Origin of the sequence: Roseateles aquatilis (assembly GCF_002205645.1) — a bacterium.
GTDB lineage: Bacteria > Pseudomonadota > Gammaproteobacteria > Burkholderiales > Burkholderiaceae_C > Roseateles > Roseateles aquatilis.
The window spans coordinates 42,565-57,363 of the sequence record NZ_NIOF01000001.1; the positions used below are offsets into that span (position 1 = coordinate 42,565).

At 66.6% G+C, this 14,799-nt stretch carries 14 protein-coding genes; 6 read left to right on the forward strand and 8 right to left on the reverse strand.

Features of this window, described 5'->3' with window-relative positions; translation table 11 throughout:
• Positions 1–16 precede the first annotated feature (16 nt).
• The 4 genes from CDN99_RS00200 to bamC all read left to right on the forward strand — a co-directional run bounded on the left by CDN99_RS00200 (position 17) and on the right by bamC (position 3,728).
• Positions 17–820, forward strand: coding sequence for an SDR family oxidoreductase (locus CDN99_RS00200; RefSeq protein WP_088382119.1), 804 nt, complete (start codon positions 17–19; stop codon positions 818–820).
• Positions 817–1,515 (forward strand): class I SAM-dependent methyltransferase, encoded by a 699-nt coding sequence (locus CDN99_RS00205; protein WP_088382120.1) that lies wholly within the window; start codon positions 817–819, stop codon positions 1,513–1,515. The genes CDN99_RS00200 and CDN99_RS00205 overlap by 4 nt, the downstream gene beginning before the upstream one ends.
• A gap of 61 nt (positions 1,516–1,576) precedes the next feature.
• On the forward strand, positions 1,577–2,458 hold the full coding sequence (gene dapA / locus CDN99_RS00210; RefSeq protein ID WP_088382121.1) for a 4-hydroxy-tetrahydrodipicolinate synthase: 882 nt from the start codon (positions 1,577–1,579) through the stop codon (positions 2,456–2,458).
• A 103-nt stretch (positions 2,459–2,561) separates the two neighbouring features.
• A complete protein-coding gene (gene bamC, locus CDN99_RS00215) occupies positions 2,562–3,728 on the forward strand; it encodes an NlpB/DapX family lipoprotein (protein ID WP_238139297.1) in 1,167 nt (388 codons plus the stop codon).
• A 197-nt stretch (positions 3,729–3,925) separates the two neighbouring features.
• Here bamC and CDN99_RS00220 read toward each other — a convergent pair whose 3' ends face one another.
• The 3 genes from CDN99_RS00220 to CDN99_RS00230 form a co-directional block, all read right to left on the reverse strand.
• Positions 3,926–4,120 (reverse strand): hypothetical protein, encoded by a 195-nt coding sequence (locus tag CDN99_RS00220; RefSeq protein ID WP_088382122.1) that lies wholly within the window; start codon positions 4,118–4,120, stop codon positions 3,926–3,928.
• Between the two features lie 157 nt (positions 4,121–4,277).
• Positions 4,278–4,799 carry a hypothetical protein gene (locus CDN99_RS00225; protein ID WP_088382123.1) on the reverse strand — a complete coding sequence of 174 codons (522 nt, stop codon included), beginning with the start codon at positions 4,797–4,799 and terminating at the stop codon, positions 4,278–4,280.
• A gap of 54 nt (positions 4,800–4,853) precedes the next feature.
• Positions 4,854–6,023 (reverse strand): JmjC domain-containing protein, encoded by a 1,170-nt coding sequence (locus CDN99_RS00230; RefSeq protein WP_375134336.1) that lies wholly within the window; start codon positions 6,021–6,023, stop codon positions 4,854–4,856.
• Between the two features lie 105 nt (positions 6,024–6,128).
• Between CDN99_RS00230 and CDN99_RS00235 the strand changes: the two genes are divergently transcribed.
• Positions 6,129–6,650, forward strand: coding sequence for an FKBP-type peptidyl-prolyl cis-trans isomerase (locus CDN99_RS00235; RefSeq protein ID WP_088382125.1), 522 nt, complete (start codon positions 6,129–6,131; stop codon positions 6,648–6,650).
• A 270-nt stretch (positions 6,651–6,920) separates the two neighbouring features.
• On the opposite strand, the gene CDN99_RS00240 is transcribed toward CDN99_RS00235, so the two are convergent.
• The 5 genes from CDN99_RS00240 to CDN99_RS29055 form a co-directional block, all read right to left on the reverse strand.
• The gene (locus CDN99_RS00240; RefSeq protein ID WP_088382126.1) at positions 6,921–8,012 is read right to left on the reverse strand and encodes a YuxH family protein; all 1,092 of its coding nucleotides are present in this window, start codon (positions 8,010–8,012) and stop codon (positions 6,921–6,923) included.
• A 79-nt stretch (positions 8,013–8,091) separates the two neighbouring features.
• Positions 8,092–10,176, reverse strand: a complete 2,085-nt coding sequence (locus CDN99_RS00245) for a sensor histidine kinase (RefSeq protein WP_088382127.1) — start codon at positions 10,174–10,176, stop codon at positions 8,092–8,094.
• Positions 10,169–10,837 carry a response regulator gene (locus CDN99_RS00250; protein WP_088382128.1) on the reverse strand — a complete coding sequence of 223 codons (669 nt, stop codon included), beginning with the start codon at positions 10,835–10,837 and terminating at the stop codon, positions 10,169–10,171. Before CDN99_RS00250 ends, CDN99_RS00245 begins: the two co-directional genes overlap by 8 nt.
• 117 nt (positions 10,838–10,954) lie before the next feature.
• Complete coding sequence (locus CDN99_RS00255) at positions 10,955–11,215, reverse strand: hypothetical protein (RefSeq protein WP_141100574.1); 261 nt, start codon at positions 11,213–11,215, stop codon at positions 10,955–10,957.
• Positions 11,216–11,925: 710 nt separating this feature from the next.
• The gene (locus CDN99_RS29055) at positions 11,926–12,117 is read right to left on the reverse strand and encodes a hypothetical protein (protein WP_088382130.1); all 192 of its coding nucleotides are present in this window, start codon (positions 12,115–12,117) and stop codon (positions 11,926–11,928) included.
• A gap of 429 nt (positions 12,118–12,546) precedes the next feature.
• Between CDN99_RS29055 and fusA the strand changes: the two genes are divergently transcribed.
• The gene (fusA, locus tag CDN99_RS00265; protein WP_088382131.1) at positions 12,547–14,649 is read left to right on the forward strand and encodes an elongation factor G; all 2,103 of its coding nucleotides are present in this window, start codon (positions 12,547–12,549) and stop codon (positions 14,647–14,649) included.
• Positions 14,650–14,799: the final 150 nt, after the last annotated feature.

The window sequence follows — 14,799 nt, forward strand, 5'->3', positions numbered from 1 at the left end:
AGAGGGCGGAGACAACATGGTCGTGATCATCACCGGCGCCTCGGATGGCATCGGCGCCGAACTGGCGCGTCAATGGGCGCGGCGCGAGGGAGCCAAGCTCTCGCTCGTGCTGGCGGCGCGCAGCGTCGACAAGCTGGCCGCGGTGGCGGCGCAGTGCGAGGCGCTGGGCGCGCGCACGCTGGTGCAGCGCTGCGACGTCGAGTCGCAGGAGGACTGCCAGGCGCTGATCCACGCCGCGCTGGGCGCGTTCGGCGCCATCGACGTGCTGGTCAACAACGCCGGCATGTCGGCGCACGCGCTGTTCGACCAGGTCAAGGACCTGGCCTGGTACCAGCGCCTGATGCAGATCAACCTGTGGGGCTCGGCCTGGTGCACGCAGGCGGCATTGCCGGCGATCAAGGCCAGCCGCGGCCGGATCGTGGCGGTGTCCAGCCTGGCCGGGCTGCTGGGCATCCCGGGCCGCACCGCCTACAGCGCCAGCAAGTTCGCGATGACCGGCTTCTTCGAGGCGCTGCGCACCGAGGTCGCGCCGCACGGCGTCAGCGTGACGATCGCCTACCCGGGTGTCGTCGACACGCAGATCCGTTATCGCGGCTTCAACGCGCAGGGGCAGGCGTCCGGGCTGAGCAGCCTGGACGAGCGCGGCGCGATGACGGTCGAGGAATGCGCGCGGCTGATCCTGGACGGCACGCTCGCCCGCGAGCGCGACATCGTCATGACCGCCAAGGGCAAGCTGGGCCGCTGGCTGAAGCTGCTGGCGCCGCGGATGGTGGACCGGATGGCGATGAAGGCGCTCAAGAAGGAGCAGCGGCCCGCATGAGCGCGACCGCCCCACCCTCCTCCGCGCCGCCGACCCCGCGGGCGCATGGTGCCAGCGCCCCGAGCGACTGGGTGCTGCGCTGGTCGCAGGCCTGGCGCGACCGCCCCGGCGCGACCGCGCTGGACCTGGCCTGCGGGTCCGGCCGCCATCTGCGGCTGCTGGCCGGCGCCGGGCTGCACGTCACCGGCGTGGACCGCGACGCGGCGGCGCTGGCGGCACTCGCCGCGCAGGCGCCGGTGCCGGACGGCGACGGCCCCACCGGGCTCGTCGAGCTGGTGGAGGCCGACATCGAGCAAGACCCCTGGCCCCTGGGCGAACGCCGTTTCGACCTGGTCGTCGTCACCAATTACCTGTGGCGCCCGCTGCTGACGCGCATCGGCGAGACGGTGGCGCCGGGCGGCTGGTTGCTTTACGAAACTTTTACTGATGGCCAGCAGACGATCGGGCGGCCGTCCAGGCCCGATTTCCTCTTGCGCCCCGGTGAATTGCTCGGCGCCTTCGACGGACTGCGCATCGTGGCTTACGAGGACGGTTTCCTCGACGCCTCGCCGGGTGACGCGACGAGCGGCGGGGTGGGCGGTGCGGTCAACGGGCGCCACGTCCAGCGCGTTGCTGCCGTTCGCGAAAGCCGGCCGCCCGAGACCCCGTCCGGGAGCCCTTCGCCTGGGGTCTACCCGCGTTATCGACTGCTCTGAACGCGGAGCCCCGGAAGCGCGTGCCGCTTCAGTAGAATCCGCCGATCCAGAGGAATCCTGAATGAACGCAATTGTTGGCAGCATCGTCGCGCTGGTCACGCCGATGCATGAAGACGGCCGCATCGACTTCGATGGGCTGCGCGGCCTGATCGACTGGCACCTCGACCAGGGCACCGACGTGATCGGCGTCGTCGGCACCACCGGCGAATCCCCGACCGTGACGATGGAAGAAAACCGCGAGGTCATCCGCGTCGCCGTCGAACACGTCAAGGGCCGCAAGCCCGTGCTGGCCGGCACCGGCGCCAACTCCACCGCCGAGGCCATCGAGCTCAGCCGCTACGCCAAGCAGGTCGGCGCCGACGCCACGCTGTCGGTCGTGCCCTACTACAACAAGCCCTCGCAGGAAGGCATCTACCAGCACTTCAAGGCGATCGCCGAAGCGGTGGCCATTCCGATGATGCTGTACAACGTGCCCGGCCGCACGGTCGCGGACATGGCGCCCGAGACCGCACTGCGCTGCGCCTCGCTGCCTGGCGTGTTCGGCGTCAAGGAAGCCACCGGCAACATCGAGCGCGCCGCCTGGCTGATCAAGAACGCGCCCAAGCACTTCGGCATCTATTCCGGCGACGACGGCACCGCCATCGCGCTGATGCTGCTGGGCGGCCGCGGCCATGTGAGCGTCACCGCCAACGTCGCGCCCAAGGCCATGCACGAGATGTGCCTCGCGGCCATCGAAGGCCGCGTGCGTGAAGCCACCGAGCTGCACTTCAAGCTGCTCGGCCTGCACAAGCAGTTGTTCTCCGAGCCCAGCCCGGCCCCCACCAAATGGGCGCTGAACCAGTTGGGCCGCTGCGGCAATCACTTGCGCCTGCCCCTGACGCCGCTGACCGGTGCCGGCCAGCCGCTGGTCGAGGCTGCCATGCGCGAAGCCGGCCTGCTCTAATCACGGCCGGCGCCTGCCTCGTCGGCTGTCCGCATTTGCTGTTCCCATTCGTTTTCCTGCCAGCGGCCCCGGGCCGCAGTGAACTACCTCGGAGATGTCTAGCGTGACTCGTTCCCTTATCGAAACCGGCGCCTCCACCCCGGTGCGCGTGGCCTGCCTGATGGCGGTGGCCTCGCTGACGGCGTGCAGCACGTTCGACAGCATGACCTCCGGCGACAAGGTCGACTACCGCACCCAGGCCCGTCAGACGACCGGCCTGGACGTGCCGCCCGACCTGACCCAGCTCCCGCGCGAGAACCGCCCCACCGGCCCGATCAGCGCCGCGCAACTGGCCGCGCAACCGACGGCGCAGCGCCAGGTCGTTTCGGCCGGCTCGCCCAACTCGATCGCGCTGGACAAGGCCGGCGTCGTCGAATACCAGCGCCTGGGCAATGCCCGCTGGCTGCACAGCAGCCTGCCGCCAGAACAGCTCTGGCCGCAGATCAAGGCCTTCTGGCAGGAACGCGGCCTGGTGGTCGAATCGGAAGATCCGGCTGTCGGCGTGATGGAAACGAACTGGGCCGAGAACCGCGCCAAGCTGCCGCAGGATTTCATCCGCAAGACGCTGGGTTCGCTGCTGGATTCGATCTACTCGACCGGCGAGCGCGACAAGTACCGCACCCGCCTGGAACGCAACGACAAGGGCGGCACCGACATCTACGTGACGCATCGCGGGATGGTGGAGGTCTATACCAACTCCCAGCGCGACGAAACCGCCTGGCAGCCGCGGCCGTCCGATCCGGAGATGGAATCCGAGATGCTGTCTCGCCTGATGCTCAAGCTGGGCGGCAAGGAAGACGACGCCAAGGCGCTGGCCACCGCCAAGCCCGAGGCGCAACCCGGCCTGACCGACACCGGCCGCGCCGGCCCCGTGCCGCGCTCGCTGGCCGAGGTGCCCGACCAGTTGCAGATCAACGAGGACTTCGACCGCGCCTGGCGCCGTGTCGGACAGTCGCTGGACCGCCACGGCTTCACCATCGAGGACCGGGACCGCAAGCAGGGCCTGTTCTTCCTGCGTTACGCCGACCCCAACCAGGCCGGCAAGGAAGAACCGAACTTCTTCCAGAAGCTGTTCGGTGCCACCGGCTCCGCCTCGGCCGTGCGTTATCGCGTGTCGGTCAAGTCCGAAGGCAGCAAGTCGACGGTCAGCATCCTGGACGACAAGGGCCAGCAGCAGACCAACGAAATGGCCAAGCGCATCCTGCAACTGCTGATGGAAGACATCCGCTGAGGCGGCGACTTAACCGTACGGCATCAGTTTGCGCCAAACAAAACGCCACCCTCGGGTGGCGTTTTTCATTGCTTCGCAGGAACCGGCAATATCCAATCGAATATCTCCGGTCGGTCACCCCACGCAGAAACAAACGAGCAAAGAAAAAGCCGCAAGGGCGAACCCATGCGGCTTCTTCAGGACGAAAAAAGATCGTCTTAGTTGCTGGCGGCCGAAGCGGGAGCCGAAGCGTCCGAGGCAGCCGAAGCTTCCACGGCAGGCGCCGAAGCTTCCACGGCGGGAGCCGAAGCTTCCGGAGCCGGGGTCGCCACGGGAGCGGCTTCTTCCTTCTTGCCGCAAGCGGTCAGTGCAACAGCGGCCAGCAGGGAGGCCATCAGGATCGACTTTTTCATACTTGTCCTCAAGTAACTTTTAGACGAACAATCAATTACCGGTAATTAATGAAGTCGTACCAGAGTACGAGTACGAGCTTCAGCAGACCAAGACGTGAGAAACCTCGAGCGCTTCCCTCGCCTAGCCCGCAATTATAGCCACCAGTTTGTAATCTCCTTACAACCCTAGGGTGCTGCTGGCGAACGATGTGGCAGACCGTTGCTCAATTGCGTCAAACCACTCACGTGCCATGGCTTCTTCCCGTGCGTCGCGCAGGCTGAGCGAGGCGCGCACGGGCGTCCACAACTTCATCACCAGCAAGCCGGGTGCCAGCACCACGCCCTGCGGAGAAGGCTGGCTGCGCTCCAGGGCGTCCGCCGGATCATAGGCGCCGGCGGTGATCACGTGATCGTGGAACTGGCGCCACTGGACGAAACGAGGATGGACACGGCGCAGCGGTTCGTAGTCGGTCGCCAGCAGGTGCAGGCGACGATGCGGCAGGGCCCACCGGCTGAGCGCCTCCAGCAAGGCCGGATCCGACAGCGGCCATGTGGCGAAGTCCGCATCCAGCCAGCACAGCTCCCGGCCGCCCTGCTCCGCCGCGAGCAGCAGCGCTTGCCGCAGCATTTTCCGAACTTCCTCGGCCGATTCGACGATGCCGGCTTGCGGCTCTTGAGGCGCGGTGGATTCGAGCGACATGGCGGGGATCTCCTGTTGCGTGCGAAACGGACGAGGCAAAAACCAGGCAGGCGATCAGGCCGGCTCGACCCAGCCGTCCTCGGCCCATTGGTCGAGCAAGTCGCGTGCGCCCTCGCTGAGGCGGGCCACGTCGGCCGCGGCGAGCGATCGCTGATCCGCCAGCCGGCGCATCAGCGTCGCGTCGCGCCCGCCGGCGCGGAACGAGGCACCGTTGATGAACACATGCGCGGCGTCGTACATCATCCGCGTCCGGGCGACGAGGTGCGCCCCCTGGCCTTTCGGCAGCGCCTGGCCGGGCTCGAAGAACACGCGTGGCTTGGGTTCGGTCAGCGCCTCGCCGAGCGCACGTTCCAGCGCCAGCGGCTGCGCGGCGGCCTTCAATACCGCCTCCCGGGCGAATGCCAGCAGCGCCTCGGGAATCCGCCCCGGCTCGTCGGTGGCGGCCTGACGGGGATCGACATACATCTTGTCGCCACGCGGGGCTTCCTCGTCGTCGGTCAGGCGGACCAGCATCTCGTTGGCCAACTCGCTGCGCCACGGCGAGCGGAAGCCCACAGACGCCGTCATGCAGTCGCCGCCGACGGCCACGCCATCGTGCGCCCAGCCGGGCGGCAGGTACAGCATGTCGCCAGGCTCGAGCACGAATTCCTGCTCCGGCTCGAAGTCCGCCAGCACCTTCAACGGTACGCCCTCGCGCTGCGCGCCGGTGGTCGACACACCCAGCCGGCCGATGCGCCAATGGCGCTTGCCGCTGACCTGGATGAGGAACACGTCATACGAATCGAAGTGGGGCCCGACCCCGCCGCCCTCGCTGGCATAGGACAGCATCAGGTCGTCAAGGCGCGCCTCGGGGACGAACCGGAAGCGGCTCAGCAGTTCATGCGCGGCCGGGACGTGCATGTCCAGCCCCTGCACGAGCAGCGTCCATCGCGGCCTGCTCCAGGCCGGCAGCTTGGCGATGGGCCCCTGGCGCAGCGTCCAGCGGTCGCCGGCCTGCTGCGATACGAGCCGCGACTCGACCTCGTCGCTGGCCGCCAACCTGGCCAGGCCCGCGCGATCGATGGGGGGGCGCACGCCCGGCAGCGCCTGACGGACCAGCAACGGCTGCTTCTGCCAATGGCGCTTCATGAACTGCGCGGGGCTCAGGCCGCCCAACAGCGGTGTCTTTTCGGCGATGGCGATCGGCATGGCGGGGGTGGAGGATGTCGAGGGAGTCGCGGTCATGGGGGCGCATTGTCCTTCGGCTCGGGTCGGTTCGGCGCGATGGCCGCTCGTGTCAACAAGGACCCACGGCCGCAACGGTCCGGCCGCTGATGCGAGAATCGCGCGATGCAAATCACTGCCCCCTGCGTCGTCTCCCTGACCTGGAGACTGGAGGACGCCCAAGGCCAATCCGTCGAGGTCCTGGACCCGCCGATGGAATTCTTCTACGGTGGCGAAGACCTGTTCGCGAAGGTCGAGGAAGCTCTCGTCGACAAGGTCTCCGGCGACGAAGTCAGCGTCGCGCTGCAGCCCGAGGACGCGTTCGGCGACTATGACAGCGCCCTGGTCTGCTTCGAGCCGCGCGATGTATTCCCCGACAACGTCGAGGTCGGCATGCAGTTCGAAGGCCTGCCCGAAGGCGCCTCGACACCGGACATGCCTGCGGATCGGATTTATTCGGTGACCGAGGTCTATCCGGCCCACGTCGTGCTGGACGGCAATCATCCGCTGGCCGGCATCGGCCTGCGCATCCACGTGACCGTCTGCGACGTGCGCGAGGCAACTGAAGAAGAGATCGAGGCCGGCACGCTGGGCGACTCGGGCTTCAGCGTCACGAACGGCCCGCCGCCGGACGAGCCGATTCATTGAACGGTCTCCGAGCATGACAAGGCCCCGCGATGCGGGGCCTTGTTGCTTGGGGGCACGTGCGCCTGGAACGCCATGCCGAAGACAAGCCGGACGACTCACCGTCCCTGATATTGCCGTGCGGATCGACTCGGGCTCAATCATCGACGCCCCGAGCGCCGCAAGAAGAATCGGTATTTGACAAGACCGCTTCGGCTGCCCGAATTGCCAGGCGATCCCGAAACTCCCGCTGATCCCATGCCGACGGCGGTCGTACCACCGGGGCCGCTGACATCAAAACTCACGCAGTTCCGATGCCATGACACCGCCCGAATCCCGCGAGCACAGCCGCCGATAGAGATCGAAGATCTTTGCCTCGAGTTCCAACGGACTGCCGCAGGCCCGAGCACCGATCAGGCGCGCGCGGTAGTTGTGAATCTGCTCGCGGACCGCATGCGACCAGCTGTGCCCGCTCGGCGTCAGATCGAAGGTGCTGGAGCGCAACACATGCAACCACCCCAGCAGCACGTCATGAGGGAAGCCGGCGAACACGTCGGTGAGCGTCGTTGGCGGACGTTCCGCTCGGGCATAAAGGCGCTGGAGCGTCAGCAGCCGGATCACCAGCGCGGGATCCGCCGCCGCGGCCATCGCCAGCGCATCGTGCGGCACGCCCTGGCGCGCGAGCTTGTAGAGCCGCGTCAGCGTGTCGACGTCGCAACTCGGTAGCGCGCGGGGCGTTTCCTCCTGCGCCGGGGTGATCAGGTCGCCCTGGAAATAGCGCAGGCCCAGCGCCTTGAGGCGCAGGTAGTCCGTCGGATCGGCGAGCCGGTCGGCGATCGGCACCACGCCGGCCTGCCTTGCGAGCGCCAGGAATGCGGGCCACCCGGCCGGCGAGGCCAGCGACACGTCGAGCTTCGCGAACGACATCATCGGCAGCCACTCGCCGCGTGGATCCTCGGGCGCCGCCACGTCGGCGAGCGCGAAGCGATAACCGCGCGCGTGCAGTTGAGCGATGCGACGCGTGATCGGCTCCTGCACCGGCAGGTCCGAGGAAAGCTGGATCACGCCGAGGTGGCCGCACAACACTTCCGCGATCGGGCTCAGCAGCGTGGGGCCGTCCATCTCGACGAACAGGCAACCGGGCCGCCGGTGCGCGAGCCCACCATCGAGCAGGGCCTGGCTCAGCAGCATGCTGGTCGCATAAGGACTGGGCGGGGGCTGCGTTCGACGCGGGCCGTCACTCCAGCGGAAGGACAGCTCCTGCCCCATCGGCTCGACGGAGCCATCGACGATGGGCTGACGCGCGAAGCGCACGCGAGCCGGTTCCGGACGGATCAGCAAGCGGGCCAGCGCGACGCCGCTGCGGGAGGGACGGGAGGTGTGCATGGCCGGAGCTGAAAACCGGTAGGCCCGGGGGATCGGGCGGGTACCCAGTATTTCCAGGATCGGCCTGGCGTTCGATGGCTCAGCTCAGTGGCATTGCGGGCGCGGCCCACTGGGAACTGTCGCCGACCGACTCGTTTCCCGGACTCGCGGTCGTCAGCGGCAGGCGCAGGCGGGTGCGGGCCCCCTGCGACGTGCGCTCGAAATGGAAGCAGCCACCGATGCCCTCCGCGCGACGCCGCAGCCCCGACAGGCCGCTGCCGCCAGAGAGCGGCGAGTCCGCGCGCCCGCCATCGCAACCATCGACGAAGGCCGGCTCCGCGACATCGGCCTGACCGTTGTCCTCGATCAGCACTTCGAGGACCTCGCCGTGGATCACCGCCATCCGGATCGACAGCCGGCTGGCGTTGGCGTACTTGATGGTGTTGGCCACCGACTCTTCGACGATGCGCATTACCTGCTTGGACAGATCGGTCAACAGCACGATTTCAGGGCCCTCGGAGATGTCGTACTCGATCTGGAAATCCGCCCGGCTGAGCGATTCGTCGAGGTTGCTGCAATAGGTGAACAGTACGTCGTGGATGCTGCGCTGTTCACGGACCTCCGTGACCGAGATGATCTCGCGCAGATCCCGCAACGCGTCCATCAGATGCGACTCGAGGCGGGGATGATCGATGTCGCGATCACGCACGCTGAACAGCGTCGTCACGAGCTTGGAGCCGATGCCGTCGTGCAGGTCGCGATAGATGCGATCGCGCTCGGTCTGCGCGGCGGCCTCGTTCTCCATCTCACGCTGGCGGTTGTAGCTGACGAGCAGCTCGCGCTCGCGCTGCTGCAGGGTGTCCGTGAGGATCCGGTTGTTGTCACGGATGCGCTTCACGTTGGACTGGAATTTCGCCAGCAGGATCTGCGCGACGACAAAGAGCAACAGCGGCACGCTCAGGTGGCTCAGGAACACCGGCGTCACCAGCAGGTGCGACAGCGACCAGCCCGCGTCCGGCATCTGGAAGCTGATCAGATGCAATATCGCGTTGTGATCGCGTAGCGCGAAGACCTGCGCCAGCACCGACTGGAACAGCAACGACATTGCCGTGCGCGATCGCGTCCGCGCCACGTGCAAGGCCAGCCGCGAGCAGGCGGACAGGTGGAACAGCAGCAGCACCGGCAACCAGTACGCATCGAGCCACTCGCGCCCCTGTAGCCCCAGCAGCGGATATGCCAGCGCCGCAGCGCTCGCGGCTCCGAACAACGCGATCCGCCTGGCGCCCCCCAGCGGCTCGCCGACGAAGGCGAAGATGAACAGGGTCAGCACCGCCACCACCGCGCCCAGGCAGGCGTACTGGGCCCAGGTCCACAACGAGACGAGGCCCGCCGGCACGTAGGGCATCAGGATCAGCGAGAACAGCACCGACCACAGCACCGTCGTCGCGCCGGCATGCAGGAAGATGGCACCGTCCTTGCGGCTGGCCAGCCAGGCGCCCAGCATGAACATCCCGGCCAGCAGGCAGAAGACGTTGGAAGCGTTGGCCAGCGACGAGCCGATGAAGTAGGTCAGCTCGTAGATGTAGGCGACGGTATCGATGTCGCCGAGATAGATCGGCGCCAGCTGGATGTAGGGGTCCCAGGTGGTCAGCTCGATCGTCAGGACGTTGCCTTCCGGCTTGAGGAGCCGACGCGCCAGCGGTGCCTGCAGCGGCCGATACCACTTGTAGCGGGCCGTCGCGTCGGACTTGGGCAGGCCGCCGATCCAGACGTCGTTCAGGTAGACGTCCATCCCGTCGAGCGCCTGGCTGACCAACAGGCTCTTGCGCGGAATGCGTGCCTGGCCGCGCGGGAACGGGTCGCAGCACGGCGCGGGACGATCAAGGTAGCGATCCAGGTCGATGCGAAGGCGGATCCGCTTGAGGCCGTCGACCTGGCTCACGTCGCGGAAGTAGGGGAGCGCGACCTTGGGCTCGTCGGCGACGAAGCCGCCCTGCAGACGCGGTGCCTCGGGCCCCGCATCACGCGAGTCCGGCGCGGCGCGCACGATCTCCAGGTCCTGTGCGCCCTCGATGCGGTGGACCCGCGTCGCGAGGCTGCTGGTGGCCACCACCAGCAATGCCAGGATGAAGAAGGTCAGCCAGAAGCAGACCGACTTCAGCGACCCGCGCCTGCGGTTATTCATCGATCAACCCGTGGACCCGCGCGGCGTTGGCGGCCATCGCCCGCGACTTCACCCCGAGCTTGCGGTAGACGCTGCGCAGGTGCTGATTGACGGTGTGATGGGAGATGCTCAGCCGCCGACCGATCTCCACGATCGGCAACCCCTCGGCGAGGTGATGCAGGACTTCCCACTCGCGTTCGCCCAGGCCCAGTTCCTTGAGCACCTTCTGCCGGTCGACCTGCGGCCGCACGTTGTTCTCTAGTGAAGCGATCCGGTCCACCACCAGTTGAGCGACCGCCGGGCTGAGCGGGGCCTGCCCGTTGTGCGCGCTGACCAGCTTGTCGACCAGCGAGGGATGGATCTCCTCCTTGAGCAGGTAGCCGCTGGCGCCGGCGCGCAGGCTGCGCATCACATGCTTGCTGTCGCCGAAGGTGCTGACGACGACGCTGCGCGCCTCGGGACACTTTTCCCTCACCAGCCGGATCAGGTCGACACCGTCCACGTCTGGCAGGCCCAGGTCGACCACATACAGATCGGCGCGGTTGGCAAGGATCGCGGCAACCGCCTCGCCCCGGTTTCTTGCGATACCGACCACTTCACAGAAACTGCTCATTGAAATCACGTCCACCAGTCTTTTCATGATGGTTTGATCGTCTTCGATGATCACGACGGCGATGCTCATGGGTTTTGCTCCTTCTCACTCGTTGTCCCGTTGCCCAAAAGGCGGGCTCAGTTTCGCGGGCGAGCGGAAACGGACAATCACCGAAGCAAGTAAACCCGAAATCGCCAGACTGCAAATTCAATGGTGGTCGAAAACACGTGGCGCGCGCTGCTTCCAACCGGGGTCGTCAGCCTGCGAAGCCCGGCGCCGTCGGGCTTTCAGCCAGGATTCGACGGTGGCCGCCAAACACATCGTCAGCAGGATCAGACCGCCGGCACCCAGCAAGTAACCAATAGCAGTCAGCTCATATGAGGGACCCACAGGGATGACTCTCTCGATCAAAGTGCTTGCGACACCCGCAGCGATCAGCCCCAAGGACACGGCGTACATATTTCTCATGGCATAAATCCATCCGCAAACTCCACGCCAGTGTTGCCCACCGACATCCGATTGCTAATCACCCATAACAATCACATTTCTACTCAAACTTGCTATCGCATCAGGAATTCCGTGAAGAAACCCACGCCAGACATCGGTCGGTCGGAATATCAAGCCGGCGATGTTGACAATTGACAATCTCGGCGATCAGCGATTGGGCTTCGAACGGAAAACTCGCTGCCAAATGCGCGTGCCGTGGAATTCGTGGGCGTTCAATTCCCCTAACGAACCGGCCGTGCGAGGGGCCGGGCTGGCCATTGCAAGTGAAATATACACGGACAAGTGATAAAAATGATACCCAGGTCGGTCGATCACTGAGATTTGTCAGCTGCGCTTGTCTGGTGAACGACGGCGGTCGAATCTGCACCGACCGGCATGCCTCGGGTCGAGGAGCCGGACGACCGCCGCCAGTTGGCAGGGTCACGCCTGGGCGACCCGTCCGTGAGTACCGAGCCCCTGGAGGCTGGACGACACATTGCGCCACCCGCGGCCGCAGGAAACCCGGCGCGGGACACGCGCTTCGCGAACCGGCGGCGCGGTGCGGATGAACAGCCAATGACGATCAGGCCGCCTCCCTCCCGGGAGCGGCCCTGCGTTCGCGACTGCGGTGCTGAAAGTCCGAGGGCGACGATCGATCGCCCGTGGCGTCCGGGGACAAAGCCCCGGCGCCTTCAATGGCAGTCGGTGAGGCGCTCGAGGGCGACCTGGTACTGGTGCCCGGCGAGTTGCCCGCGCACCGGCTGCACCCAGGCGCCGGGAACGCCGGTGTACAGCGACTTCAGCGCGAGCACCTTGACGACCTCGGCCTGGCTCGGCTGCTTGGGGTCCAGCGACCACCAGCCGTCGGGCACCACGCAGGTCATGCCAGGCCCCACCCCATGCGTCGCCTCGGCCCGAGCGGGCGCCGAGGCGGTCAAGTTGCCGGCGGCGATTACTTCAGCGGAAGCGGCAGCGCCGGCCATCTGGGGGCCCAAGGCCACGGCAGTGGCCAGAACCGGCCCCAACAAAGTCAAACGCACGACATCTCCCCAAGAAAGCTAACGAATGTAAGTGAGGCGACACCTTCGTAACTGGATGGAATCACGGCAACCGCCCAGGCGTGCCCCCCTTGTTCAAGGGGTCAGGTCTGACCACCGCGGGCGAACGGCCTGCCGGTCAGCCCCAGCGGCGTCGGGCTCTTCCGAGTGGTGGATGGCAAGCGACATCCCTTCTCGGTACATTGGTTGGTTTTCCCCGGGCCGACCACATCGCCGCCCGGCGCCGTGCCGCCCTTCTCGCCACTGGAGACCACCATGTCCCGCAAGACCCCCATCGAGCACTACCGAAACATCGGCATCTCGGCGCACATCGACGCCGGCAAGACGACGACGACGGAGCGCATCCTGTTCTATACCGGGGTCAATCACAAGATCGGCGAAGTCCACGATGGCGCCGCCACGATGGACTGGATGGAGCAGGAGCAGGAGCGTGGCATCACCATCACGTCCGCGGCGACGACCTGCTTCTGGAAGGGCATGGACCGCTCCTATCCCGAGCATCGCATCAACATCATCGACACCCCGGGGCACGTCGACTTCACCATCGAGGTGGAGCGCTCCATGCGCGTGCTGGACGGCGCGGTGATGGTGTACGACTCGGTCGGCGGCGTGCAGCCGCAATCCGAGACCGTCTGGCGCCAGGCCAACAAGTACAAGGTGCCGCGGCTGGCCTTCGTCAACAAGATGGACCGCGTCGGCGCGGACTTCTTCCGCGTGCGCCAGATGATGGTTGACCGCCTGAAGGCCAACCCCGTGCCCATCGTGCTGCCGATCGGCGCGGAAGACCAGTTCAAGGGCGTGATCGACCTGCTCAAGATGAAGGCCATCTATTGGGACGACGCCTCGCAGGGCATGAAGTTCGAATACAGGGACATCCCGGCCGAGCTCAGGGCGCAGGCCGACGAGTGGCACGAGAAGCTGGTCGAGGTCGCCGCCGAGGCCGACGAGGAGCTCATGAACAAGTACCTCGAGTCCGGCACGCTGACCGAGGAAGAGATCCGCCGCGCGATCCGCCAGCGCACCATCGCCGGCGAGATCCAGCCCATGCTGTGCGGCACCGCCTTCAAGAACAAGGGCGTGCAGCGCATGCTGGACGCGGTGATCGACTTCATGCCGTCGCCCATCGACATCCCGCCGGTGCACGGCACCGACGACGATGAGCAGGACACCGTCCGCAAGGCCGACGACAACGAGAAGTTCAGCGCCCTCGCCTTCAAGCTGATGACCGATCCGTATGTGGGTCAGCTGACCTTCGTGCGGGTGTACTCGGGCATCCTGAAATCGGGCGACGCGGTCTACAACCCGACGCGCGGCAAGAAGGAACGCATTGGCCGCATCCTGCAGATGCACGCCAACCAGCGGGAGGAGATCAAGGAGATCCTGGCCGGCGACATCGCCGCCTGCGTGGGCCTGCGCGACGTCACCACCGGCGAGACCCTGTGCGATCCCGAGGCCATCATCACGCTGGAGAAGATGATCTTCCCGGAGCCGGTGATCTCGCAGGCGGTGGAGCCCAAGACCAAGGCCGACCAGGAGAAGATGGGCATCGCGCTGGGCCGCCTGGCCGCGGAGGATCCGTCCTTCCGCGTGCGCACCGACGAGGAGTCCGGCCAGACCATCATCTCCGGCATGGGCGAGCTCCATCTGGAAATCATCGTCGACCGCATGAAGCGCGAGTTCAGCGTCGAGGCCAACGTCGGCAAGCCGCAGGTGGCCTACCGCGAGACCATCCGCAAGCGGGTCGAGGACGTGGAGGGCAAGTTCGTGCGCCAGTCCGGCGGCAAGGGCCAGTACGGCCACGTCGTCTTCACCGTCGAGCCGCAGGAGCCGGGCAAGGGCTTCGAGTTCGTCGACGCGATCAAGGGCGGCGTGGTGCCGCGCGAGTACATCCCGGCCGTCGAGAAGGGCGTCATCGACACCCTGCCCAACGGCGTGCTGGCCGGCTATCCGGTGGTGGACGTCAAGGTGACGCTGACCTTCGGCTCGTACCACGATGTGGACTCGAACGAGAACGCCTTCAAGATGGCCGCGTCCATGGGCTTCAAGGAAGCCTGCCGGCGCGCCAGTCCGGTGATCCTGGAGCCGATGATGGCGGTCGAGGTCGAGACGCCCGAGGACTATGCCGGCACCGTGATGGGAGACCTGTCCAGCCGTCGCGGCATGGTGCAGGGCATGGACGACATGGTCGGCGGCGGCAAGACCATCAAGGCCGAGGTGCCGCTGTCGGAGATGTTCGGGTACTCCACCTCGCTGCGTTCGGCGACGCAGGGTCGCGCGACCTACACGATGGAGTTCAAGCATTACAGCGAGGCGCCGAAGAACGTCGCCGACGCCATCGTGACATCGCGGGCGAAGTAAGCCGTCCACCTCGCTTCATGAAGGGCGCCGCGCGCAAGCCGGCGCCCTTTTGTCGCGCCTCACGCGCGCTGTCGCACGCCCATCGCACCGCCATTCGTCATGCCCAGGCAAACCCGGTCGGGGTCGCGCCGGGGCGGCGTCTATGCTGCC

Bases quoted from the DNA above. Each gene is read 5' to 3' on its own strand.
- CDN99_RS00255 (WP_141100574.1), bottom strand. From the start codon at position 11,215: ATGAGAAATATGTACGCCGTGTCCTTGGGGCTGATCGCTGCGGGTGTC.
- CDN99_RS00220 (WP_088382122.1), bottom strand. From the start codon at position 4,120: ATGAAAAAGTCGATCCTGATGGCCTCCCTGCTGGCCGCTGTTGCACTG.
- CDN99_RS00225 (WP_088382123.1), bottom strand. From the start codon at position 4,799: ATGTCGCTCGAATCCACCGCGCCTCAAGAGCCGCAAGCCGGCATCGTC.
- CDN99_RS00250 (WP_088382128.1), bottom strand. From the start codon at position 10,837: ATGAGCATCGCCGTCGTGATCATCGAAGACGATCAAACCATCATGAAA.
- CDN99_RS00235 (WP_088382125.1), top strand. From the start codon at position 6,129: ATGCAAATCACTGCCCCCTGCGTCGTCTCCCTGACCTGGAGACTGGAG.
- fusA (WP_088382131.1), top strand. From the start codon at position 12,547: ATGTCCCGCAAGACCCCCATCGAGCACTACCGAAACATCGGCATCTCG.
- CDN99_RS00240 (WP_088382126.1), bottom strand. From the start codon at position 8,012: ATGCACACCTCCCGTCCCTCCCGCAGCGGCGTCGCGCTGGCCCGCTTG.
- CDN99_RS00230 (WP_375134336.1), bottom strand. From the start codon at position 6,023: ATGACCGCGACTCCCTCGACATCCTCCACCCCCGCCATGCCGATCGCC.
- CDN99_RS00245 (WP_088382127.1), bottom strand. From the start codon at position 10,176: ATGAATAACCGCAGGCGCGGGTCGCTGAAGTCGGTCTGCTTCTGGCTG.
- dapA (WP_088382121.1), top strand. From the start codon at position 1,577: ATGAACGCAATTGTTGGCAGCATCGTCGCGCTGGTCACGCCGATGCAT.
- CDN99_RS00200 (WP_088382119.1), top strand. From the start codon at position 17: ATGGTCGTGATCATCACCGGCGCCTCGGATGGCATCGGCGCCGAACTG.
- CDN99_RS29055 (WP_088382130.1), bottom strand. From the start codon at position 12,117: ATGACCTGCGTGGTGCCCGACGGCTGGTGGTCGCTGGACCCCAAGCAG.
- CDN99_RS00205 (WP_088382120.1), top strand. From the start codon at position 817: ATGAGCGCGACCGCCCCACCCTCCTCCGCGCCGCCGACCCCGCGGGCG.